This window comes from Rossellomorea sp. SC111 (assembly GCF_024733565.1).
In the GTDB taxonomy this organism is placed as follows: Bacteria; Bacillota; Bacilli; order Bacillales; family Bacillaceae_B; genus Rossellomorea.
The window spans coordinates 56170-80445 of sequence record NZ_JANIOC010000014.1; the positions used below are offsets into that span (position 1 = coordinate 56170).

The window sequence follows — 24276 nt, forward strand, 5'->3', positions numbered from 1 at the left end:
AATTTTTTGCAAGTGGGCTTCCGTAGGAAACGGGAGCCCTTTTTATATGGAGAAACCCCCAATGATTCCTGATTGGGGGTTTCTTTATTGTTGTACCGATACTGTCACGGCGCTTTTCTTTTTCAAGGGACGATCATATTGGCTGGTAATCAATAATGATACGATGAAAAACGCGACCAGCGTCATGAAGAGCACCTGCATGCTGAATACATCCACCAGCACCCCTCCAATAAACGGACCGATCATCCTTCCGCCCGTTGCCGTACTATTGACGATACCCTGGTAAAATCCTTCTCTTCCCTTTGGAGCAAGTGAGTTGGCTATCGTCGGGACCGCCGGCCAAATGAGCATTTCACCGATCGTCAAAATAATCATGGCAATGGCAAACCATTGAAATTGATCGGCAATCGACGCAACACTGAATGAAATCATAAAAATGATGGTCCCGATCATGATTTGCAGTTTTAAATTGTTTTCAAAACGCTTGATCGCTTTCGATAAGAGAGGCTGGGCAAGAACAATCAACGCTCCATTGATCGTCCATAATAAGCTGTATTGTTTCAGGGATATATTGATTTCCTGTGTATACGTGGCGATAGTGGACTGCCATTGCACGTACCCCATCCAGCATAAAAGATAGGCTGCACATATGAAAAGCAGGGCCTTCAGTTTCGATTTATCCCTTATCACCTTCGATTCATTCAACACCGACGTTTGATGACCCGCAACCGAAATGTTCCGATATCCGAAGAAGGCGATGAAGAAAAAGACGATATACATACTCAGATTTGCCATAAATATATAGTTAAAGGAGAATGAGGCGACAAACCCGCCCAACGCGGCTCCGACGGCCACTCCAATGTTTTGAGCGACATAGACAGAATTGAATGCTTTCCGTCCCCCTTCCGGCCATACCGAACCTGCCATGGCGTACATGGAAGGAAATACGATACCAGATCCAAATCCAACAACGGTCAGGAAGAAGACATAGTAGGAAAAGCCGTGCCATATATTCATCCCGATAAGGGCGGATAAAGTGATTGATATTCCTAACAGGATTGAACGATAACCGCCAAAACGATCGAATAAAGTCCCTCCGATCAGATTCCCGATCACACTCGCGCCTGCATTAATCATCAGTACAATTCCCGCTACAGAAAGTGACTTCCCTAAATTTTCATGAAGGTAAATCGTATTTAGCGGCCATAAAAAAGAGGCACCTGTCACATTCACCATCATTCCAATGACAAGTAACCATAATGATTTGGGCATCATTCTGCCCCCTTTCCATCCTTTTATTTCGAGTCCCAAAAGGATTTTACTCCTTTTCAGGAAAGGGAGCAAGAACTATTTCTTCAAATCAAAAAAAAACCAGGCACTCATGGAGAGCACCTGGCAGGGGACATTTTATTTTCCGTTATGATGATTGGATTTAACGGGCTGACCCTGTTTTTCGTAGCGCTTTTTAGCTTCTTTGACAGGATTGTTTTCAGCACCGAATTCTGTATCCAATTTTCGGAAATCACTACGGGTCTTTTGTTCCGGGTTGTTTTGATCGGAGCGTGTACTCAATGTAATTTACCTCCCACTACATCCGGATCATGATCTAACAAAATCATCTCATTTTGCAAAGCTTGAAGTTGTAGTCTCATGCGATGCAGTTGTTCTCGCTGTTGGGAGTTTGCACTGTTCGCCATGTGAGCCACGTTGTTGACCGCTTCTTCAAGCTGCTGCATGGCCTGCGTGTATTCCATATCATGATAATGCTCCTGCTGTGACCCTGCTTTATATTGTTGTTGAGCGTAACGAATGGCATCTTCGCATTTCTGAATGCATTCATCCATCGAATTCCTTGTTGCCATTTCGACTACCTCCTTGGTGGTTGGAATCAAGAAGAGGAAGGTCCTATCCTTACTCTCCTCCATCTTAGTTTGAACTTGTTCGCCCGTTTCAGAAGTGGTAATCTTCGCCTATTTCTATGTGCAGGATACATTTGTCCACGTGTTCATGATAAAATCTCTTTAGCGTCATACATACCGCTATATCACTTGAAATTTAGGAGGTGTTTGTCATCGGGACAAACCCATTTCCATATGCCACAGATTCAAAACGATATCACACATGGAATTATCACCTCCGAAACCATTTCGGACATAAGGTGTTTAAAGTTGCCCTCGACGGCGGGTTTGATTGCCCGAACAGGGATGGCACGGTTGCCCACGGCGGCTGTACCTTTTGCAGTGCAGCAGGATCCGGGGACTTTGCAGGAAGCAGGGTGGACCCCTTGGAGAAACAATTCAATGACATCAAAGGAAGAATGCATAAAAAGTGGAAAGACGGAAAGTACATGGCGTATTTCCAGGCGTTCACGAATACCCATGCACCCGTAGATGTCCTGAGGGAAAAATATGAATCCGTTCTGAAGCAGGATGGAGTCGTAGGGATTTCCATCGCCACGCGGCCAGATTGCCTTCCTGACGACGTCGTCGAATACTTGGCTGAATTGAATAAGAGAACGTATTTATGGGTTGAACTCGGGCTTCAAACCGTCCATGAAAAAACGGCGGGCTTGATCAACCGGGCTCATGATTATCAGTGTTATGTCGATGGTGTCCATAAATTGCGCAAGCACGGGATTCGTGTATGTTCTCATATTATTAACGGACTTCCCCAGGAAAATGAGGAAATGATGATGGAAACGGCACGTGAAGTGGCAAAGCTTGATGTCCAGGGAATCAAGATCCATCTTCTGCACTTACTGAAGGGAACCCCCATGGTCAAGCAATATGAAAAAGGTCTTGTCGAGTTCATGGATTTTGACCACTACGTTAAACTCGTTTGTGATCAATTAGAAGTCATCCCTCCTGAGATGATCGTTCATCGAATCACCGGGGACGGACCTATCGAGCTGATGATCGGACCGATGTGGAGCGTGAATAAATGGAGCGTACTGAACGCCATCGATGACGAATTGAAACGCCGGGACAGCTGGCAGGGAAAATTTCATAAAATGGATGTGAAAGCATGAAATTAGATCGAATACTACCTTACGCGAGGCAGCTTCTGGAACGGGCGGTCAAACCGGGAGATGTCACAATAGATGCAACACTCGGGAATGGACATGACACTCTGTTCCTCGCTCGACTGGTTGGGGAAACTGGCCGGGTATACGGTTTTGATATTCAGGAAGAAGCCATCCATAACACGAGGGAACAACTTATCACCCACGAACTTGCGGACCGGGTGACCCTGTTCCACCAGGGGCATGAAACGGTCATGAACGTCATCCCCCCATTGCATCACGGGAAGGTGACAGGGGCCGTCTTCAATCTTGGGTATTTGCCTGGCGGTGATAAGGACATCGTCACTCGTCCGAAAACGACGATACTCGCATTGAATCAAATCCTTGAGATGATGGCCCCTGAAGGTATCCTTGTTCTTGTCATTTATCACGGACATCCTGAAGGTGCAGTCGAGAGGGACTATATCCTTCGCTACGTAGAGCGATTGGATCAAAACTACGTGCATGTCCTGAGATACCAGTTCATGAACCAACTGAATAACCCGCCGTTTATTGTGGCGTTGGAGAAAAGATAATAAATAGGGACGGACCTCCTCGGAGGTCCGTCCCTATCTTTTTATAATAATTCGTTTGCGATCAGTTGGAATGATTTGAGTTTATCCTTAAAGTCGTATGTGATGCTTACGAGCATGATTTCATCAGTCTGGTAGTCCTTGCTGAGTGCAAGGAGCTTTTCTTTCACTTTTTTCGGATTCCCGACCACCATTCGCTTGCGGTTTTCCCGCACTCTCATTGCTTCGAATGGGGTGTACTGATACGCTGCAGCTTTCTCAGGGCTCGGTGTTCCGTTCGAGCGCATGCCCTGCTCGATCATCAGGATCGATAGGTCGATGCTTGATGCAACTCTTTCCGCTTCTTCATCCGTTTCCGCACAGATGGCAAAAACGGCTACGATGTTCTTCGGTTCCTTCAGATACTCTGATGGAATAAAATTATTCCGATAGGCTTGCGTATATTGCGGGCCACCTTCGCCATTGATGAACTGGGCGAAAGTATACGGCAGGCCTTTTTGAGCTGCAAGCATGGCACTGGATGGACTGGAGCCGAGCATCCATACTTCCGGCATCGTCTTGATCATGGGTGCCGCCGTCAATCCCTGATATGGATGGGAATCCGGCAGGGAGTCGGTCAGATAGCCGAGAAGATCATCGATTTGTTCCGGATACCGGTTCACATCCCGCGGTTTTCCGTCATGTAGGGCCATCGTGGCCATGGGCATTCCACCGGGAGCCCTTCCCAAGCCTAAATCGATCCGACTTGGATTCAAGCCTTCGAGCAAACGGAAATTTTCAGCCACTTTATAAGATGAGTAATGGGGAAGCATGACACCCCCTGAGCCGACACGGATCCGCGACGTATTTTGAGCAAGATGGGCAATCAGCACTTCCGGTGATGACCCGGCAAGGCTCGTGGAATCATGATGCTCTGAAACCCAGAACCGTTCAAATCCTAATTTCTCTGTATGTTTGGCTAACTCTACTGTATTATTTAAAGCCTCCTGCGGGCTCATTCCTTCTGCAATCGGTGACTGATCTAGTACACTTAGCTTCAAAGTGGACATCTCCTTTAATTCATGTGTGTATTATTATCAATTCTGATGAAAAAAATGTCCACTAACATGCTTAAAGGGTGACGGCCGGAATGGCTGTCACCCTTTAAACGATTATTTCTTGCTGATTTCAATTCTTCCTACTGACTTGTCTTTACTTTGACCCGTTACCTTGATTTTCAAGCCATATTCAGGTACGTTTCTCCCTGCATCAGGCATTTTTTCATTTAGATAGCTGCGCTTATCGTTGAATTCCGGGTTTTTATGAGTGTCCCGGTCAACAAGCGTCAGGCCTAATAAATCGCGATAGTCGATGAACATCTTTTTCGCATTATCCATGCTGAAAGCTGCATCGTGGATTTGGTAGCGTGTGGAGGCAATTGTATTGTCGCTCCATTTCAATTCATGCTGATCTGCGTCCACGACTCCGAGGAATCCTTCACCCGGGTGAACGCCTGTCCAGTTGTCTCCGTACTTTTCATCAGCGTACCAGATGACAAGGCCAGGATCATACGTCATCAAGCTGTCCCCACGTCGGATGTGAGCCAATCCTTCATCTACGCCCTGGTGGTTTCTCCATTCCAATAGGTAGTAATGCTCTGATGTTTTGACACCATTATCTTTTGTGAAACCATCAAGGGTAATAGTTGATTCACCCTCTGCATCGTCAGCGAATACTTCATTTCCATCTGCCACAACTTTAATTTCGTCTACATAAAGGCCAGGATTAACCGCAGCACCGTCTGTCCAATAGTTTAATTTCACTTGAACATCTTTCCCTGCATATTGACTTAAATCAAACGATGCATCAACCCATCCGTCTGATTTTCCTGTGATTCCGTAACCAGGATTCTGTTCATTAGGATCTGTAACTGTTGTCAGGTTACCAGGAATGCTAGTCCAAGTCTCACCATCTTCACTAACTTGAACGGAAGCATAGTCCCAATCCTGCTCAATGTCGTACCAAGCTTTGAACGTCAGCTCTGCATTGGAAGCCTGTGATAGATCTACATTCATGACGGCAGAATTGTCGAGGTCATTGTCACTTCCACTGAAGTACTCATATTCTCCGCTAAATGGCTCATTCACCTTTGTTTCTTTATCTGGAAGATTAATTCTAAGAGCATCCAGGTTTGTTCCTTTTGTATTAGCTTGATCAAGCAATACATCTGTACCTTTTTTATCGATGTCTTCTAAATCGATTTCATCATATTTCAGCCAATTCCCATTATGTGCCGCTTGTAAGTATTCTTTAGACCATGCACTGAATCCTGTCGGCTCTGTACCTGGAATTTCACCTGCCCAGCTTCCACTTGCCATGATGGACCAATAAGCGACTGCTTCACCCTCACCTGTATATTGAGTGTCATATTCATCTGGTAGTCCTAAATCGTGTCCATATTCATGTGAGAATACCCCAGCTGCACCATCAGCCGGTTGGACTGTGTAGTCGTATGCAGCCATTTGTCCACCCCAATATGGTACGTCCGTCTCAGTTCCTTCGACAGGGAAAATATCTCCCAGGTTCCAACGATGAGACCAGATCGCATCTTCACCAAGGCTTCCTCCGCCCGCTTCTTCACCTACTGCTGAATGAACAACCATTAAGTGGTCGACAAGCCCGTCCGCTTCACGTGTATTCCCATCTCCATCGAGGTCATATCGATCTTCCTGATCGTAATCAGACAGATCAACATTCGGGTCAGCGGCCGCTGCCTGTAAAGCTTCTTTAACTAGTCCTCTCGCGTCAGTATCACTGTCACCTCTTGCAGGATCATTTCCACCATACGCCGCTGCTGGCTTAGAAGCCTGATACCATCCAGCGACTTCCCCTTCAACAGAGTAAGCACCGTTTGTTTGCTGCTCATAGAATTGCTTCATAGAGATTAGGTTTTCACCATTCGGACCTGTGTAACCATTCTCTCCGAATACCATATCCTGATAGTGCTCTTTTACATAGTCTTCATAATACATATCCGATTCATCGGGCTCTATCGAATTATGAGGAAAGTCAGGGAATTCCATAAGTAGTACAAGAACTTTATCCGTTCTCGTATCTCCGTTATAATCCTCTTCCACTACAGGGTCCAGGTTTCTCTTTTTACCTTTATGTTTATCGCCCTTTTTATGCTTTTTAATTTCTTTTTCAAGCTTTTGTTTTTCCTCTTTCAATTCTCCATCATCTTCCAGTTCCTTGATACCTTCTGACTTTTCTTTCAGAAAATTTTGAACGGCTTTTTCAGCTTGTCCTGCTGTTGCGTTCTTAGATAATTTACCGCTCTTTTGAAGCATTTCAATCAATTTCTCTTCATTGGCAATGGCTAAGTCGAATGGACCTTCCCCATGTGAATGAGATTTTTTCACCGTCGGTTTCGCTAACACATTCTCAGGCCCCACGGTCGCAGCTGATGCTGGTACAGCAAATGCCCCTACACTCAGCGCGGCCACCATAGCCATCGATAATACTTTACGAGATTTCAAGTAGTCTTCCCCCTTAAAATATGTACTAAATTTTTACACTAATTACAATATACTCTACTATTCTGAAAAGTAAATATTTTCAGAATACATTTGGTTATTTAGTATTACGAAATAAATCGAATATGGTTATAAAGGCCCATATATAATCGACAGAAAACAAGGACTTTCGTCACCAAACCAAGAAAACCAACAAAAATATTATGTATAAATATGGTATATTTGGTCGTATGTTGGAAAACTCTGTCCGACTTTGGTTTGGGAAAATAGACAGAAAAAGGGACGGACCTCCGATGTATTTCGGAGGTCCGTCCCTCGATCGTCTATTAAGATGTTTTTTTGCGGTTTCTCCATTTGCGGTAGATTTTCCCGTTCAGGTAGAAAAATCTGGTGATCCAGCCGGCTTCTCCGATGAATTGTTTGGAGAAGGATTGCACGCTTGCCTGTTTACTTGCTTTGTCGTCAGACAAATAGACCCCGATGAGTCCTTTATTGATCAAACGGTGAAAGTGGGCATGAGGAAGCTCATGGGTATGTTCATCGGCCTTCTGGAGAAAATGGATGAGTCGTTCTTTTAAATGCTCATAACTTTCATAATAGAAACAAAAGTTCAAATCTCCCCCTTCCCGGTCTTCATCCTGATCGATGAAGTAATCGAGAAGGATATGCAATCCTTGAATGTACGGGAAATACCCCCGCTTTATTTTTTCTGTATACGAAGGCTTAAAGTCACTTCGATTGGCATAAGAGACTAAGCAGAAAATTCCAAGAGTCGATCCCGAACATGCGGAAAACTCATACCAGTCCATTTCAGGCAGGTTCGGACGATGGGTTTCAAACCAATCCTGCAGCCTACCCTCTCTCTCTTCTTTCTTCACGTGTTTATGTATTTGCAGATCACAATAGTACTCACACAGTTCAAGGAGGTCACTCTTGATACTGTCGTAGTGACTTAATCGACTCAGGACCGATTGACAGGTCAGGACCAAATCTCTGAGATATCCCCCATCATCCTGGTCTCGTCTTAATGCATAATAATTGACTGGTTCAGCCCCCACTGTCAGGGAATCCTTCATGGACTGATGAAGGAGGGCAAAGTCATCGGGATCGAGGGACACACTGCGATCGCACAGATTATCCAGATAATCGCTGATCGTCTGATACGCGACGATGAACCGGATCGTATCTGCTTTATGATCCAATGCCAGAAGGGAAAGGATCGATCCCCCCTCGCAATGGAACGTTTTATGCTCGATGCTCGCAAGTGCCTGGTTTCTCAATTCCTGATTGGGTATCTTTTCCGCCCGCGCTTTCCATCCGTCCAATTCTTCATGCACGATGGGAAAAACAGTTCGGTACACTCTTGTCATTAATGAAAAGGGATCGCTTGGTATCGACATTTTATCACCTCTTTACAAAATGTATCCCAGCGCTTTCAAGCGACTTTCAATGAAGTTCTTTGAATACTCATAAATTTCTTCTCTTTCAGGTTCATTATAAATTTCATGATAGCACTTTGGCCATTCTTTGTAATGCATTTCAGATAATGACAGCTCATTGAACCATTTTTTCACGGTTTTTTTTTCGACGATTTTATCATCCCCCGCCTGCATTACAAGCAATGGGACATCAGGCATTTTCTCCAGGTTGGTGAATGCGGACTTCATCGCCTGAACGAGTTCCCTGTACCAGCGGACAGACACTTTCGTTATATAGAGCGTATCATTGCTGTCGATTTCCCGGACATCTGCGTTCCGGGTCGCCATATCGATGGTCAAACCTGACGGGAACTTCACCATCGGAGCGATTTTATTTAAACCGAGGGATAATAGCTCGACCGGTTTAGGCGGTGTCGTCACCAATCCCAAACACGGCGAGGATAAAATGACACCCGCTACGTTCACATGGGATTCCTGCAGGAGTCGTATGGCGATTAGCCCGCCCATACTATGGCCAATCACAAAGACGGGCAGTTCAAATTGATAGGCTGCCTGGACCCAGTCCTTCACTTCCACAATGTATTCATCAAAGGAATCGATATGTCCCCTTTGGCTTCTTGACGTCATTCCCTGACCGGGTAAGTCACCCATGACGACGTGAAAGCCTGATGCGCGCCACATTTCAATGAGCCAACCATATCTTCCGTGATGTTCCATCGCTCCATGAATGATGACGATGACTGCCTTTGCCTCTTGATCTGATTCCCATTTCCACATGGCAAATCCTCCTTTGTAGTTCTCTCCATGAATGAATTCTGTTACCATTATTATAATAAATATTATTGAAAGGGGTAGTAAAAAATGCTCTATCCATATTACGATAAAAAACCTGTCATCGCACAGTCGGCTTTCATTGCCGATTATGTAACCATCTCCGGGGACGTTGAGATTGGTGAAGAATCAAGTATCTGGTTCAATACCGTCATCAGGGGGGATGTTGCGCCCACTAAAATCGGTGATAAAGTAAATATACAGGATAACTCCATTCTCCATCAGAGTCCAAATAACCCTCTTATCCTTGAAGATGAAGTGACCGTAGGCCATGGGGTGATCCTACATAGCTGCAAAATCAGGAAAAAGGCATTGATCGGTATGGGATCCATCATCCTCGATAATGCTGAAATCGGCGAAGGAGCGTTCATCGGAGCAGGAAGCCTTGTACCACAGGGGAAGGTCATACCTCCTAATACCCTTGCATTCGGACGGCCGGCAAAAGTCGTGAGGGAGCTTAACGAGCACGATATCAGCGAAATGAAGCGCATATCCCGGGAATACGCAGAAAAAGGACAATATTATAAGGGCATCAAACCGTTTTAGCTTCCTATACTTGGGATACCCCATCCTCCTTAAGAATACTCATGGAAGATTTTCTTGTGATTATCACCAAAAAAGACCAACACCCTAAAAAGTGTTGGTCTCTTCTATCTTCCTTTATTCGCCCAGTGCTTCTGCTTTTAATGCTTCCGCTTTGTTCGTGCGTTCCCAAGGAAGATCGATGTCGTTACGGCCGAAGTGTCCGTAAGCAGCCGTCTGCTTGTAGATCGGACGACGAAGGTCAAGCATTTTGATGATTCCTGCAGGACGCAGGTCAAAGTTATTGCTGACAACGTCAATTAAAACATCTTCTGAAACTTTCCCTGTTCCAAATGTATCAACGGAGATGGATACGGGCTTCGCAACCCCGATCGCGTACGCTAATTGAACTTCACATTTTTCAGCAAGTCCTGCTGCCACGATATTTTTCGCTACATAACGTGCTGCATAAGCTGCTGAACGGTCCACTTTCGTTGCATCCTTACCAGAGAATGCACCGCCACCGTGACGAGCGTATCCGCCGTATGTGTCAACGATGATCTTACGTCCAGTGAGTCCCGCATCACCTTGTGGCCCACCGATCACGAAGCGGCCAGTCGGGTTGATGAAGTATTTTGTCTCTTCATCGATCAGTTCTTTCGGTACGACCGGATCGATGACATATTCTTTCAAGTTACGTTGGATTTGCTCAAGCGTCACTTCAGGATGATGCTGAGTCGAGATAACGATCGTGTCGATGCGGACCGGCTTATCGTTTTCATCGTATTCAACGGTTACTTGCGTTTTTCCGTCCGGACGAAGGTAAGGAAGGATCTCTTCTTTACGTACTTCCGTTAATCGGCGGGAGATTTTATGTGCAAGGGAAATCGGAAGAGGCATAAGCTCTTTCGTTTCATTACAAGCGAATCCAAACATCAGCCCTTGGTCACCTGCACCGATGGCATCGATTTCTTCATCCGTCATTTGACCTTCACGTGCTTCAAGGGCCTGATCGACACCTTGGGCGATATCAGCCGACTGCTCATCAATGGATGTAAGAACGGCACATGTCTCAGCATCAAAGCCGTATTTCGCACGGGTGTAGCCAATTTCACGGATCGTTTCGCGAACGATTTTTGGAATATCGACATACGTATTCGTAGTGATTTCACCGGCAACCAGAACAAGACCCGTTGTGACAGACGTTTCGCACGCTACACGGGCATTCGGATCATTGGTAAGAATTGCATCAAGAATTGAATCAGAGATTTGGTCACAAATTTTATCTGGATGTCCTTCGGTTACGGACTCAGATGTAAACAGACGACGTTTAGTTGACATCAAGGTTCCTCCTTAAGCATATTTGCCAGAAATCTTTTTCTGACAAAACAGTAAACAGATACGGTACTCATTTCCCTAAGTAGTATGAAGTAAACATGATTCTTTTATAAAAAAATCATGATTTATGTGCATGTGGTCCACTATAAACAGAAAAAACCCTTCCTCAGGAAAAAAGCTTCAGAGGAAAGGTTTCAGATCATAGCCGCGCCTTTTCTCTCTTATCGTTCAAGGTTTTAGAGACCTTGCCTCAGTTTAGCACCTTCGCTTAATCGGATCATTTTAAGATATGGAGATCCATTCACTATTTAGCAGGTTGCTGGGTTTCATAGGGTCTGCTCCCTCCACCAGCTCAGGATAAGAGTATCCGTTCAAGGAACAATGATAACGGTTAGGACAAGTGGTGTCAACATTTTTTGAATGACAGGTTTAACCATTGATTTCATGATTTCAGCCTGTTTTTCTTCATTAAAATAACCTAATGGGGTAATGAGGCTGAACATTGCACTGTGTGTTTCATATAGATAAGAAGAAACAAGCATTATTCGGTCAAGAAATGTGACAAAATGAAGACACATTATAAAATTAAATAAATAGTATAGACTAATAGCTTGATTGTGTTATACTATTTTTGTGAAGAAAACGATACCATTAAATAAATTTATATAAAGGAAGGGTTCTAATGAATTCAGTGAGCATGTCTAATGAATTAACAGAATTACTTAACGGTCAAAACATTCAGGAACAATTATCTGTTTCGCAACTAGTCGAAAAGGTCCTTCAACGAAATGAAGGCGTTTTAACATCATCAGGTGCAGTCAGAGCAGAAACTGGTAAATACACAGGACGCTCTCCTAAAGATAAATTTATTGTGGAAGAACCAACTACGAAGGATAAAATCGAGTGGGGTTCTGTCAATCAACCGATATCTATGGAATCATTCGATAAATTATATACAAAAGTCATCGCATACTTAAAAGAAAAAGAAGAAGTTTTCTCCTTTAAAGGGTTCGCAGGCGCCGACCCTAAACATAGACTACCGATTCAAGTGATCAATGAGTTCGCCTGGCATAATCTGTTTGCCCACCAATTATTCATCCGCCCTCAAACAGAAGAGTTGAAAGATCATCAATCCGAATTCACTGTGATTTCAGCACCGAACTTCAAGGCAGATCCTGAAGTTGACGGCACTCACTCTGAAACGTTCATCATCGTCTCATTTGAAAAAAGGATCGTATTGATCGGAGGTACGGAATATGCCGGTGAAATGAAGAAATCAATCTTCTCGGTCATGAACTATGTACTTCCTGAATCCGATATCCTTTCCATGCACTGCTCTTCGAACGTCGGTCGTGAAGGCGATGTAGCGTTGTTCTTCGGATTGTCCGGTACAGGGAAAACGACTTTATCCGCAGATCCCAACCGCCGCTTGATCGGGGATGATGAGCACGGCTGGTCACCGAACGGTGTATTCAATATCGAAGGCGGCTGCTACGCTAAGTGCATCGGGCTGACACGTGAAAAAGAACCTCAGATCTTTGATGCGATCCGTTTCGGTTCGGTCCTTGAAAATGTCGTTCTTGATGATATGTCCCGCATCGCGGATTATGATGATAACACTTTAACAGAAAACACGCGTGCTGCCTACCCCCTTCAGGCGATGGAAAACATCGTGGAGCCAAGTATCGCAGGACATCCCAATACGATTGTATTCCTGACGGCAGACGCATTCGGGGTACTGCCTCCGATCAGCAAGCTGACAAAAGAACAGGCAATGTATCATTTCTTAAGCGGATATACGTCAAAGCTTGCAGGTACAGAACGTGGAATCACGTCACCACAGGCAACATTCTCGACATGCTTCGGTTCACCGTTCCTTCCGCTTCCTGCTACTCGCTATGCAGAGATGCTTGGTAAGAAGATCGACGAACACAATGCACAGGTATTCCTCGTGAATACTGGTTGGACCGGCGGAGAGTACGGAGTCGGGAACCGCATGAAGCTTTCCTACACCCGCGCCATGATCCAGGCAGCCCTTGAGGGTGAGCTTACGAATGTCGAAACGGCAACAGACGAGATTTTCGGTCTGAACATCCCGGTTCATGTTCCTGGTGTCCCTGACGAAGTGCTTCAACCTAAGAAGACATGGTCAAATGAAGCGGCCTATGAAGTAAAGGCAAAAGAACTTGCTCACAAATTCAACGAGAACTTCAAGAAATTCTCGAACGTCCCTTCTGACATCGAACAAAAAGGCGGTCCGACCGTTAAATAGATCAACTCACATACAAAGGTCCGTCCCTCACTTAGGAGGGACGGACCTTTGTTTATCGTTATAGCCCTTTTTTACGGCCGGTGATTCTGTTAAATAAGAATACGACAACGGCGATGATCAGTAGAACATGGATGACGGCTCCACCGATTTTAAAGATCAATCCAAGTAACCAAAGAACTAATAAGATTCCGATGATGGTCCAAAGCATGTGTGCTCCTCCTTAAAACTGTTATTGCTCATAAGTTTCCCTAAAAGATGAATTTTAAAACCATTACCATTTCCCTATTCTTTTCATATGAATCCATTGAAAAATAATACTTTACTAAATATTACTAATTTTGGTATGATTATGATTAAATTTCACAGGGGGAATAGAAATGATCAGACAGCTTACAGAGAAAGATCATGCTATATGTCAGCAACTCATTCAGCAGCAGCCTGCTGAGAATTTATTCATCATCGGGGATATAGAAGCATTCGGCTATGAGCAGGATTTTCAGAAGATCTGGGGCGATTTTGATGAGGAAGGGAACTTAAGGGGGATCCTCCTTAAATACCGGGAAAACTTCATTCCGTATTCCATGGGGAAATTTGATGCAAAAGGATTTGCAGCTATCATCAACGGGACGGATGACTACAGCATCGTTTCAGGTTTGAAACGGATTGTCACTGAAGTTGAACCCTACTTATCAAGGAAGATCGCTTCGAAGAGACATATGTATTATGCCAAATGCGACAATACCTCTTCCATGGATGACCACGACCTGCCCCATGTAAAAGAGGCCACGATCACTGATTTACCACAACTGGTAGAGCTTTTAAACGCCATCCCTGAATTCAGCGGAGGAAGTTTTACAGTGGAGAAACGAAAGCACGGGATGGAAAAAGGGGTTGCCCGCAGCTACTTCGTCGAACAAGATGGAAAATTTTTTTCTTCCGCGTCCACTACGGCTGAAAATAGCATGTCCGCCATGATCGTCGCTGTATGTACCCACCCTGAGTATAAGAAAAAGGGATATGCCACAGAGTGCATGACGAAGCTTTGCCGAGACGTATTAAACGAAGGGAAAGAGCTTTGCCTTTTCTATGATAATCCTGAAGCAGGAAAGATTTATAAACGTATCGGATTTAAAGATATCGGTTACTGGTCAATGTATAAATTCTAAATAAAAAAAGTGGAGTCCTACTAAAAATAGGAGTCCACTTTTCTATTATGCTGCCACTTTCCGGTTCTGGATCAATTTCGCCTGTACCAACCGTTTTCTTACGGTAATGCCGATCCAGCTCGCCAGGAATGCTTTAATAAGTCCAACGACGATAAACGGATAAACCCCCGCTGCCATCGCCTGACTCCAGCCAAGATCCGCCACATATTTCAATTGGATGGTCCCCAGGATCAAGGTGATGATCATGCCGACCGTGTTGGCGATCATCGCCATAGGGATGGTGAACTTTGTCTTTTCAAGAATGTAACCTGTAAAGAAAGCTGCTACGATAAATCCGAAGATATATCCCCCAGTCGGACCAACAAGCACTTGTGCACCCCCGCTAAACCCTGCGAAAACGGGTACCCCGACAGCACCTAGTGCCGCATAACAAATCAACGACAGTGCTCCATACCTGCTTCCAAGGATCGTAGCCGTGATTCCGACAGCCAGTGTCTGCCCGCTGATGGGAACGAGTGGCAGTGGTATTTCAATCTGTGCGAAAATCCCTGTCATCGCGGCAAAGATGGCACAGTGGATGATCATCCGTAATTTTTCTCCATTCATGTTCTAATCCCCCTCTGTATGTAAACTCTATATATAAATAAGTTAACACATATCACAGGTATTGGGGAAGATATTTTCACTGTCTTTTTTGATTACATACACTATCCTCAATTATTGGGGGGCATATATATTACATATCTTTTCACTTGTCATTAGCCCCAGAGCAGATTTTAATGATATTCTCCCTTTCTCTAACTCATCTTCCTCTTTGTCACTGATCATATAGAGGAATGTATAATGGGGATATTGCTCGTTGTACACCTGTATGATTCTTCCAATAGCTATGCAGGACATTTTCCGCTCCTTCCATGAAGTTCATTCTATGACACAGTTTATCTTTCATTCTTTACCAGAAGTTCTGTCCGAACATGTTCTGCTGCTTCCACCATCACTTTAAGCGATGAAATCGTCTCCGTTATCCCCCTTGTTTTCAAGCCGCAGTCAGGATTGATCCAAAATTGTTTTGGGTTCAATACCTTTAAAGAACGCTTAATATGCGTGATGATTTCCTCACGCTCTGGTATATGGGGACTATGAATGTCATACACACCCAAGCCTATCCCTTTGTCGTATATGCTTTCCTCAAATATGTGGATCAGTTGACCATGGCTCCGCGACGTCTCGATTGAGATGATATCGGCATCAAGATCACTGATGGCTTCCATGATTTCCTCAAAATCGGAGTAGCACATATGGGTGTGGATTTGCGTTTCATCCTGAACTGACGAAGTGGCTAACTTAAATGAATGAACTGCTGCCTGTAAATATTCATCCCACCGTTCCTTCTTCAATGGTAATCCCTCTCTGAGAGCAGGTTCATCAACCTGAATCATCCGTATCCCCTCTGCTTCCAGGGCTTCAATCTCTTTCCGGAGAGAGAGGGCAATCTGGTTAGCCACTGTGTAACGTGATAGATCCTCCCTAACGAATGACCAGTTTAGAATGGTGATCGGCCCTGTTAACATCCCTTTGACCGGCTTAGCAGTTAACGACTGGGCATAGACCGTTTCATCCACCGTCATCGCTTCTATAAAGTTCACATCTTTGAATATGATGGGAGGTTTCACACATCGTGAGCCATAGGACTGTACCCAGCCAAATGTGGTGAACTGAAAGCCCTCCAATTTCCCTCCGAAAAATTCGACCATATCCGTCCGCTCAAATTCTCCGTGGACCAACACATCCAATCCGACTTCTTCCTGGATAGTGATCCACCGTTTTATTTCTCCGCGAATGAACTGCTGATATGCGTCGTCACCAATCTCACCCTTTCGCCACTTCATTCTCTGCCTTCTTACCTCACTTGTCTGAGGAAAGCTCCCGATTGTAGTCGTAGGGAGAAGGGGGAGATGAGGTTGTACCTTCCGGCGGATGGAGTAAGGGGACCCCCTCCTGACATTCAATGGGCTTTCTTCACCTACATCACTTTTATTTCCTGATGATTCATGAAGGGCAGCGATGGATTTCACACTTTCATCCAACTCCTTCTGGACGCCCCATGCTCCTTCCCCGAGCGCTTTCGTAAGGATGACCACTTCCTTCAATTTCTCGTCAGCAAATGATATACCTTTTTTAAGGGCTTGATCCAACGCGTCTTCCTTCCTCACGGTCACCGGTACGTGTAGCAAGCTGGAGGACGGCTGAATGATTAATCGGTCCTTTGCTACATGGTCAGTCAATAACGTCACAAATGAATGGGCATCAACAAGATTCCTTCTCCAAATATTCCGGCCGTCCACCACCCCGGCAGCAAGGAACTTATCTTCAGGAAACCCGTTCCTCCTCAGGGCATCCCAATTTTCACCCCGATCATGTATAAAGTCCATTCCAATCCCGTCCACAGGTATAGCCATCACCTCTTTATAATGCTCCAATCGATCGAAATACGTTTGAAGGATAACCTTCACTTCAGGCGCAGATTGCTTTAAAACCTTGTAGACCTCTTTAAAATGTTCTACCTCTTGTTTTGAGATGGAGGTACATAAGATCGGCTCGTCCATTTGCACCCAATCTACGCCCTCCTCCTGCAATTCCTTTAAGACCTGGGCATATAGAGGGACCATTTTTTCTATAATTGCGTATTCATCCGCTTCATCATACCCTTTAGACAATCTTACGAAGGTGAATGGTCCTATGATCACAGGCTTCCCCTTGATACCAAGCTTTTCTTTCGCTTCACGGTACAAGGCCAACGGACGATTTTCCACCAGCTCAGGTTCCGATCCGGAAAATTCAGGGACGATATAATGATAGTTGGTATTAAACCATTTCGTCATTTCCGATGCTGAGGCATCCTTCATCCCCCTTGCTATACCAAAATACGTATCAAGAGGCACTTTCCCTCCGTGATAGTGAAACCTGCAGGGAACGACTCCGAACATCACCGCAGTATCGAGTACATGATCATAAAGCGAGAAATCTCCAAGGGGAATCAAATCCACTCCCAGATCCCCCTGTTTCTTCACATGATTGAGACGAATGTCCTCCATTTGTTTCTCGAACGACTCTACGTCTACTTTTTTGGACCAATATTGTTCCAATAATTTTTTCCACTCACGATTTTCCCCTATTCTCGGATACCCTAAATTTGAACTCATGACCTTACTCAATTAACACACTCCCCGTCTTTTCAAAATGGTTATCGTAGTCCCAACAAAAAAATCTCTCTTTCAAAAAGAAAGAGAGATTCATACGCATACTTAACTAGAGTCGAGACCGACCGGTTTTCTCAACACGCATTCCTCACCCCTCTCTATATCCACGTAGAGCATAAGTGCATACAACAGGCAGGTCTCCTGACTTAGGATCGTCGCTTCTTATCCCTTCCCATTTCAGATGAAATAGTGGTTATGTGATAAGTTGCTCCCCTTTACAGTGGCGGGACCGCGCCGGATTTTCACCGGTCTTCCCTCTTAGCTGAGTAAGACTCAGCACCTATTGCATTTGTCTATTTAATTGTCCTAATACTAGAAAAGCCCTCTCATTCAAAGAAAGAGAGGGCTTCATATTTAGTGGAATCCCCTCTTATTTTCCAAAGCAAAGGCTTTGCAGGAATTAGCACCTTTTCAACAAAGTTGAACGGTTGCCGGGTTTCACAGGGCCAGTCCCTCCACCTCTCTACATAAGAGTTAAACGCTTATATTTTCACTATTCGGAAATTAGTACTTATCGTAGCACGGGAAAGACTGGCTGTCAAAAGAAAATATCACCTTTTGTTCATTCTCCTTAATAGTAGGTACTTTCTGCATAATGACATTTAATGCATGTCCGCGACGCTGCCTTTTCATAAAAGACATGTTTGCACCGGCCCTGAATGCCCTTCACTTCTTTCTCAAGATCCATGATCCTTTCGTGCAGAATCAACATTTCTTTCTTCAACATACGTATATGCGAACCTTGATTACCGGTAGAGGTTTGATCCATTTTCAAGGAACTCCTTCGCCTTTTCTTTCAATCCTTTTTCCCTCTCAAACTGTGAGTCTACAGTTCTGTCCTTCATCCCCCTTATATCATGGGAGATTTTCATAGAACAAAATTTCGGCCCGCACATAGAACAGAAATGGGCTGTCTTTGCCCCTTCTGCAGGGAGGGTTTCATCATGATACTCCCTTGCCCGTTCAGGGTCCAGGGAGAGATTGAATTGATCATTCCATCTAAACTCGAATCGTGCTTTGGAAAGGGCGTTGTCTCTTATGCGTGCACCTGGATGCCCCTTCGCTAAATCAGCTGCATGAGCGGCAATCTTGTATGCAATGACGCCTTCTTGTACATCGTCTTTATTCGGAAGCCCGAGATGTTCCTTTGGGGTTACATAACAGAGCATCGCCGTCCCGAACCAGCCGATCATCGCAGCCCCTATGGCAGAAGTAATATGATCGTATCCCGGCGCAATATCTGTCGTTAATGGTCCCAACGTATAGAAAGGGGCTTCATGACAGATTTCCATCTGCTTATCTACGTTTTCTTTAATCATATGCATCGGTACATGCCCAGGACCTTCGATCATCACCTGGACATCATGATCCCATGCCATTTTCGTCAACTCACCCAATGTCTCAAGCTCAGCAAATTGTGCTTCATCATTGGCATCCGCGATTGATCCCGGCCTCAATCCATCCCCCAATGAAATGGAAATATCATAGATCTTTGCGATTTCACATATGTCTTCGAAATGTGTATAGAGGAAATTTTCCTTATGATGAGCCAGACACCACTGGGCCATGATCGAACCTCCCCGTGACACAATCCCGGTAGTTCGATCAGCAGTTAAGTGAATATATCTCAATCGCAGTCCCGCATGGATGGTAAAATAATCAACACCCTGCTCCGCCTGTTCAATCAGCGTATCCCGGTACACTTCCCAAGAGAGATCTTCAGCTACCCCTTTTACCTTTTCCAGAGCTTGATAGATCGGCACCGTACCTACAGGGACAGGGGAATTCCGAATCACCCACTCACGTGTAGTATGAATGTCTTTCCCAGTCGATAAGTCCATGATGGTATCTGCCCCCCACCTAGTCGCCCATGTCATCTTCTCCACTTCTTCTTCAATCGAGGAAGATACGGCGGAATTGCCGATATTCCCATTGATCTTCACATGGAAGTGACGGCCGATGATCATCGGCTCAACTTCAGGATGATTGATATTAGCAGGTATGATGGCCCTTCCCCTTGCCACCTCATCACGGACAAATCCAGGATCCACATTTTCCCGGATCGAAATGAACTCCATTTCCGGTGTAATTATTCCTTTTTTTGCGTAGTGCATTTGAGTGACGATACTGCCCTTTTTTGCCTGTAAAGGATGTCGGTTTGAATGAGAGAACCATTTCAGCTCGGCACCGGGGTCTTTACTTCTATACCCGTTATCTTCCGGAACGACTTCACGTCCTTTGTAGACGTCCACATCTCCTCGTTCCATAATCCAATTCTTTCGCACGGAAGGCAATCCTTTATTGATATCCACATGATATTGTGGGTCTGTATACGGTCCACTCGTATCGTATATACGAACAGGGTCATTCTCTTCTTCTCCAAAGGCTGCCTTCGTCTTACTTAATTCAATTTCTCTCATCGGAACATTTATGTCCTGCCGTGATCCTCTGACGTACACTTTTTTACTGTTTGAAAATTGAGATTTTAACTCGATTGCCATCTACCTTCTCCTCCTTGTGATTGGATCCGGAAGGGTACCTCGTCAGGCAGTTCACTTATCCTTCAGTGAAAATGAAGACACAAAAAAGGGTCCTGAATGATCAGAACCCGACATGTCAAAAAGTAGTAAGCGCCTCAAATAAAAACATTTAGCGCTTCTTCACTACTTCCCTCCGCTGGTATCATCCAGATCAGGTTCAAAGGGTCAAAGAACTCCTGCGTTCTTCTCTCAGTCCAAGCCTGTATCGGACTCCCCCAGTAGAAATAAGAATATTCAGTTGTTACATACTATTTTTACCATACTGACATTTCGTTTCATATAGGTTGAAAGAATCAATTTAGGACGTGATCACTTTTTTGAATGCTGCTACTTTTTCCGGGTCTATTGCCATATCGTATCTTCCCTGGTGACGTACACCGGCCCCTACATGGTATTCCCCTGCATGTAGCTCACTGTGTATTTCATTGATGTTATCAACCGTTAAACCAGAACCGGGCATGATAATGGGACCGCCTGCCTTCTCTACTTCCATCATTCTTTTTATAGTTTCAATTCCTTCACTCACCACCGACCTTCCTCCTGATGTAAGAATCCTCTCTACTGCCAGCTCCGATTGATGTATTTCTTTACAAAGGACTGCCGGGTCCAAAGCTTCGTCGATAGCCCTGTGAAATGTGATCGATTGCCCGTCTGCTGTTTGAACGATTTCCTTTAACGCATTCATATCCAGTTTCCCCTCATGTGTTAAAGCACCAAAAACGATTCCTCTACCACCTATTTCCTCAATCGTCCGAACCTGTTCTGCCATGGCTTTTACTTCATCCATGGAATAACGGAAGGAGGAAGAATGCAGGCGGATCATGATCTGAACAGGAATCGATACAGCCTTCAATATCTTTTCTATGACCTGGTACTCTGGTGTCAATCCTCCCGTATGTATGGCGGATACTAATTCAAGTCGATCCGCTCCAGACGCTTCTGCTAACCTGGCATCCTCTTCATTTAAGACAATGACTTCCAGTTTACTCATGTTGACCACTCCTATCATTGGTTGTTGATGCCTATACTTTATCACAAAGGAAAAACAGAGCCGACTAAAAAAACAAACATGTTCGTGTACAAGCTTGAATATCTTTTGAATATGTGCAAAAAGGAAAAGGGGGAAGAAAATGAAACGTCTGATTGTATTGCTATTATGCGTATTTGTATTGAGTGCGTGTGGGGAAAAAAAGCCTGCATCCTATGAGTTATGCGGATATGGGGATATGATGGTGGTGAACGACAAAGAGTATGTGAAAGTTGCCGTAGAGAAAAAGTTAACCCTCGATGAAAAGATCGGATCCATCAAAGAAAAGATCGAAACCAAGTATCATCCGGTGAATGACTTTACGGCAAATACATTGGCAGAAGGGACACCCCTTTATAGTGTGAAAGATCATAAGAACTATCTTATTGCTCAAACGAAGGATAACCGTTATCTATTGTATGAGGAAATTAAATAAAACGAGGGGCTGCCTGCAGCCCCTCGTTTTATTTAATTCGTCCTGTTCAGGGAGATCAATCGGTAGAAGATTGTCGTGACCCCATCCTTCCACTCGAGCTTCTCAATCTTTCCAAAACCAATCGGATCACTATGCTTACTCTTTCGCACATCAATGGGGATATGCATCGGATATAGACGATATCCAGATTTTTGAAGATGAAAGAGATTCCCTTCTTTTCTTAGTTCTTTCCCTTTTGTCACGATCATCGTGTTAAGCTCTAAACCCATGCCCATTTTGTATGACCTCAATCCTTTTTAATCTCATCATACACCACTGACTATTGGTCCTTCATCCAGGAGCAGAGCAGGGAAACGATTTGCTGGTTCTTTCTCTGCGGAAAGTAGTGCGTAAACTCTTTGAAGTAATGGGACGAGACCTGCTTCCCGAGCTCTTTCAATCTTTTTTCTAATCTATATGCATGCTCGACGGAAACGTTCTGATCTTTTTCCCCATGAATGATCAAGACCGGTGCCTCAAGATTTTCAAGTGAATATAAGGGGGTCCTCCATTCGTATCTTTCGGGAACTTTATTAGGACTCCCACCGATCACTCTTTTCATCATTCTGCGCATGTCCTTTCGTTCATCATACGTCAAAAACATGTCAGACACGCCTCCCCATGTGACGATGGACGTCACATCACTCGACTCGATCCCTGCCATCAGGGCCATGACTCCGCCTCTTGAAAAGCCGAATACATGGATGCGATTCTTTTCCAACCGGGGGTGATCTTTCAATAGCTCCACGCCGGAAACAGCATCCTCCCGGTCATTCCCCGCAAAATCCTCATTCCCTTCTCCTCCCAGGTTCCCCCTGTAATATGGCGCAAACACGATGAATCCGTGAGAAGCGAATTGAGCGATCCTGGCTGGCCTTACCATCCCCACACCTTTGATCCCCCCTCTTAAATAGAGGAAACCGTCGTACGTCCCCCTTGCAGCAGGCTCGGCCAGTAAGCCCTTCACCCTCAGTCCCGAGGATATATAGGTGACTTCATATAATTCAACATGTGGATTCGGAGATGGAAACAGGGTTTTCTTCACAATCGTTCCGTTCTTCATATTCTCTTCCTTTCAACTCGTGCAATGGGTATTCACACATTTTTTATACTGTACATAGAATATTTTAGCAAATCTAAATAAGGCGATGCGAAAGAGCTTTATGACCATCCTACCCTTCCGCCGGATAGATAAACAAAGCGAAGAGAGCTGCACTCATCCCTATATTGATTACCCGCAAGGATTAAAGGAGGAAGATTGACTTGAAAAAATGGCTTAAAAATGGTCTAGGTGTAGTCCTCATTCTCATGTTGACCATCGGATTGACTGCATGTGGAGAAAAAGAGGAGGCTGTCCAAAAAGTGCGCGTAGCGGAAGTGACCCGCTCGATTTTTTACGCACCTGAATACGTAGCTATCGAAAAAGGATTCTTTAAAGAAGAAGGGCTCAACATTGAACTGACCACCACATGGGGTGGGGATAAGACGATGACGACTCTCTTATCAAACGGTGCGGATGTCGCATTGGTCGGCTCCGAAACATCCATCTATGTCCATGCGCAAGGGTCGGATGATCCTGTCATCAACTTTGCTCAATTGACTCAAACCGACGGTACGTTCCTCGTCTCCAGGGAAAGGGTGGAGAACTTCGAATGGGATCAACTGAAGGGTTCAACCTTCCTTGGCCAGCGTAAAGGCGGCATGCCGCAAATGGTCGGGGAATTCGTATTGAAGAACCACGATATTGATCCGCAGAACGATTTAAACCTGATCCAAAACATTGATTTCGCCAATGTTGCCAATGCCTTCGCATCCGGTACCGGCGACTACGTCCAATTGTTCGAACCGACTGCCTCGATCTTTGAACAAGAAGGAAAAGGCCATATTGTCGCTTCCTTTGGCACGGAATCAGGGCATGTGCCGTACACGACCTTCATGGCGAAAGACAGTTACATGAAAGAAAACAAAGAAACGGTGGAGAAATTCACGAAAGCCCTTTACAAAGCTCAGCAATGGGTGGAAGAACATTCAGCGGCCGACATCGCCAAAGTAATTGAGCCTTACTTCGAAGATACGGAAGTGGATTTAATCGAAACGGTTGTCGACCGGTATAAATCACAAGGCTCCTTCGCAACTGACCCGATCCTGGATGAAGAAGAGTGGAACAATCTTCAAGCCATCATGGATGAAGCAGGAGAACTCCCTCAGGCCATCGATCACAAAACGCTTGTAAACACTTCCATTGCTGAAAAAGCATCAAAGTAGCTATTCCCGGGGGCTGACACACGTCAGCCCTT

Annotated in this window: 22 protein-coding genes and 4 riboswitches; of the genes, 7 read left to right on the forward strand and 15 right to left on the reverse strand. The window is 44.8% G+C overall.

The window, feature by feature from the left end; translation table 11 throughout:
- Window positions 1–84 precede the first annotated feature (84 nt).
- The 3 genes from NQ095_RS17615 to NQ095_RS17625 form a co-directional block, all read right to left on the reverse strand.
- Entirely contained in the window at window positions 85–1272 is a 1188-nt protein-coding gene (locus tag NQ095_RS17615; protein WP_258264787.1) for an MDR family MFS transporter, read from the reverse strand.
- 135 nt (window positions 1273–1407) lie between these two features.
- Window positions 1408–1572, reverse strand: coding sequence for a hypothetical protein (locus NQ095_RS17620; protein WP_060672924.1), 165 nt, complete (start codon window positions 1570–1572; stop codon window positions 1408–1410).
- Entirely contained in the window at window positions 1569–1862 is a 294-nt protein-coding gene (locus NQ095_RS17625; protein ID WP_258264745.1) for a YtzC family protein, read from the reverse strand. Before NQ095_RS17625 ends, NQ095_RS17620 begins: the two co-directional genes overlap by 4 nt.
- A gap of 200 nt (window positions 1863–2062) precedes the next feature.
- On the opposite strand from NQ095_RS17625, the gene mnmL reads away from it, so the two are divergent.
- Both mnmL and mnmM read left to right on the forward strand, forming a co-directional pair.
- Window positions 2063–3028, forward strand: a complete 966-nt coding sequence (gene mnmL / locus NQ095_RS17630; RefSeq protein ID WP_258264746.1) for a tRNA modification radical SAM protein MnmL/YtqA — start codon at window positions 2063–2065, stop codon at window positions 3026–3028.
- Complete coding sequence (mnmM, locus tag NQ095_RS17635; protein ID WP_258264747.1) at window positions 3025–3597, forward strand: tRNA 5-(aminomethyl)-2-thiouridylate-methyltransferase MnmM; 573 nt, start codon at window positions 3025–3027, stop codon at window positions 3595–3597. Before mnmL ends, mnmM begins: the two co-directional genes overlap by 4 nt.
- 41 nt (window positions 3598–3638) lie before the next feature.
- On the opposite strand, the gene NQ095_RS17640 is transcribed toward mnmM, so the two are convergent.
- The 4 genes from NQ095_RS17640 to NQ095_RS17655 all read right to left on the reverse strand — a co-directional run bounded on the left by NQ095_RS17640 (window position 3639) and on the right by NQ095_RS17655 (window position 9325).
- Complete coding sequence (locus tag NQ095_RS17640) at window positions 3639–4643, reverse strand: LLM class flavin-dependent oxidoreductase (RefSeq protein ID WP_258264748.1); 1005 nt, start codon at window positions 4641–4643, stop codon at window positions 3639–3641.
- A 102-nt stretch (window positions 4644–4745) separates the two neighbouring features.
- Entirely contained in the window at window positions 4746–7112 is a 2367-nt protein-coding gene (locus NQ095_RS17645) for an immune inhibitor A domain-containing protein (protein ID WP_375162856.1), read from the reverse strand.
- A 323-nt stretch (window positions 7113–7435) separates the two neighbouring features.
- Window positions 7436–8509 carry a tetraprenyl-beta-curcumene synthase family protein gene (locus NQ095_RS17650; RefSeq protein WP_258264749.1) on the reverse strand — a complete coding sequence of 358 codons (1074 nt, stop codon included), beginning with the start codon at window positions 8507–8509 and terminating at the stop codon, window positions 7436–7438.
- 12 nt (window positions 8510–8521) lie between these two features.
- On the reverse strand, window positions 8522–9325 hold the full coding sequence (locus NQ095_RS17655; RefSeq protein WP_258264789.1) for an alpha/beta hydrolase: 804 nt from the start codon (window positions 9323–9325) through the stop codon (window positions 8522–8524).
- 84 nt (window positions 9326–9409) lie between these two features.
- Here NQ095_RS17655 and NQ095_RS17660 point away from each other — a divergent pair, with 84 nt between their 5' ends.
- Window positions 9410–9925, forward strand: a complete 516-nt coding sequence (locus NQ095_RS17660) for a gamma carbonic anhydrase (RefSeq protein WP_258264750.1) — start codon at window positions 9410–9412, stop codon at window positions 9923–9925.
- 114 nt (window positions 9926–10039) lie between these two features.
- Here NQ095_RS17660 and metK read toward each other — a convergent pair whose 3' ends face one another.
- Window positions 10040–11242, reverse strand: coding sequence for a methionine adenosyltransferase (gene metK, locus NQ095_RS17665; protein ID WP_258264751.1), 1203 nt, complete (start codon window positions 11240–11242; stop codon window positions 10040–10042).
- Window positions 11243–11457: 215 nt separating this feature from the next.
- Window positions 11458–11603: riboswitch (SAM riboswitch) on the reverse strand.
- Window positions 11604–11921: 318 nt separating this feature from the next.
- On the opposite strand from metK, the gene pckA reads away from it, so the two are divergent.
- A complete protein-coding gene (pckA, locus tag NQ095_RS17670; RefSeq protein WP_258264752.1) occupies window positions 11922–13511 on the forward strand; it encodes a phosphoenolpyruvate carboxykinase (ATP) in 1590 nt (529 codons plus the stop codon).
- 58 nt (window positions 13512–13569) lie between these two features.
- On the opposite strand, the gene NQ095_RS17675 is transcribed toward pckA, so the two are convergent.
- Complete coding sequence (locus tag NQ095_RS17675) at window positions 13570–13719, reverse strand: lmo0937 family membrane protein (protein ID WP_106298475.1); 150 nt, start codon at window positions 13717–13719, stop codon at window positions 13570–13572.
- Window positions 13720–13888: 169 nt separating this feature from the next.
- Here NQ095_RS17675 and NQ095_RS17680 point away from each other — a divergent pair, with 169 nt between their 5' ends.
- Window positions 13889–14677 (forward strand): GNAT family N-acetyltransferase, encoded by a 789-nt coding sequence (locus NQ095_RS17680; protein ID WP_258264753.1) that lies wholly within the window; start codon window positions 13889–13891, stop codon window positions 14675–14677.
- Window positions 14678–14722: 45 nt separating this feature from the next.
- Here NQ095_RS17680 and NQ095_RS17685 read toward each other — a convergent pair whose 3' ends face one another.
- The 4 genes from NQ095_RS17685 to NQ095_RS17700 form a co-directional block, all read right to left on the reverse strand.
- The gene (locus NQ095_RS17685; protein ID WP_258264754.1) at window positions 14723–15283 is read right to left on the reverse strand and encodes a biotin transporter BioY; all 561 of its coding nucleotides are present in this window, start codon (window positions 15281–15283) and stop codon (window positions 14723–14725) included.
- A gap of 332 nt (window positions 15284–15615) precedes the next feature.
- The gene (metE, locus tag NQ095_RS17690; protein WP_309137662.1) at window positions 15616–17892 is read right to left on the reverse strand and encodes a 5-methyltetrahydropteroyltriglutamate--homocysteine S-methyltransferase; all 2277 of its coding nucleotides are present in this window, start codon (window positions 17890–17892) and stop codon (window positions 15616–15618) included.
- Window positions 17893–18051: 159 nt separating this feature from the next.
- Window positions 18052–18236, reverse strand: a riboswitch (cobalamin riboswitch).
- Window positions 18237–18304: 68 nt separating this feature from the next.
- A riboswitch (SAM riboswitch) is annotated at window positions 18305–18411 on the reverse strand.
- 272 nt (window positions 18412–18683) lie between these two features.
- Window positions 18684–20438, reverse strand: coding sequence for a phosphomethylpyrimidine synthase ThiC (thiC, locus tag NQ095_RS17695; protein ID WP_258264755.1), 1755 nt, complete (start codon window positions 20436–20438; stop codon window positions 18684–18686).
- A gap of 150 nt (window positions 20439–20588) precedes the next feature.
- Window positions 20589–20704, reverse strand: a riboswitch (TPP riboswitch).
- Window positions 20705–20775: 71 nt separating this feature from the next.
- Window positions 20776–21468, reverse strand: coding sequence for a copper homeostasis protein CutC (locus tag NQ095_RS17700; protein WP_258264756.1), 693 nt, complete (start codon window positions 21466–21468; stop codon window positions 20776–20778).
- A gap of 139 nt (window positions 21469–21607) precedes the next feature.
- On the opposite strand from NQ095_RS17700, the gene NQ095_RS17705 reads away from it, so the two are divergent.
- Window positions 21608–21940 (forward strand): putative periplasmic lipoprotein, encoded by a 333-nt coding sequence (locus NQ095_RS17705; RefSeq protein WP_258264757.1) that lies wholly within the window; start codon window positions 21608–21610, stop codon window positions 21938–21940.
- A 32-nt stretch (window positions 21941–21972) separates the two neighbouring features.
- Here NQ095_RS17705 and NQ095_RS17710 read toward each other — a convergent pair whose 3' ends face one another.
- Together NQ095_RS17710 and NQ095_RS17715 are read right to left on the reverse strand one after the other, a co-directional pair.
- Window positions 21973–22215 carry a DUF2584 domain-containing protein gene (locus NQ095_RS17710; protein ID WP_258264758.1) on the reverse strand — a complete coding sequence of 81 codons (243 nt, stop codon included), beginning with the start codon at window positions 22213–22215 and terminating at the stop codon, window positions 21973–21975.
- 44 nt (window positions 22216–22259) lie between these two features.
- Window positions 22260–23042, reverse strand: coding sequence for an alpha/beta hydrolase family protein (locus tag NQ095_RS17715; RefSeq protein ID WP_258264759.1), 783 nt, complete (start codon window positions 23040–23042; stop codon window positions 22260–22262).
- A gap of 245 nt (window positions 23043–23287) precedes the next feature.
- On the opposite strand from NQ095_RS17715, the gene NQ095_RS17720 reads away from it, so the two are divergent.
- Window positions 23288–24244 carry an ABC transporter substrate-binding protein gene (locus NQ095_RS17720; protein WP_258264791.1) on the forward strand — a complete coding sequence of 319 codons (957 nt, stop codon included), beginning with the start codon at window positions 23288–23290 and terminating at the stop codon, window positions 24242–24244.
- Window positions 24245–24276 lie beyond the last annotated feature (32 nt).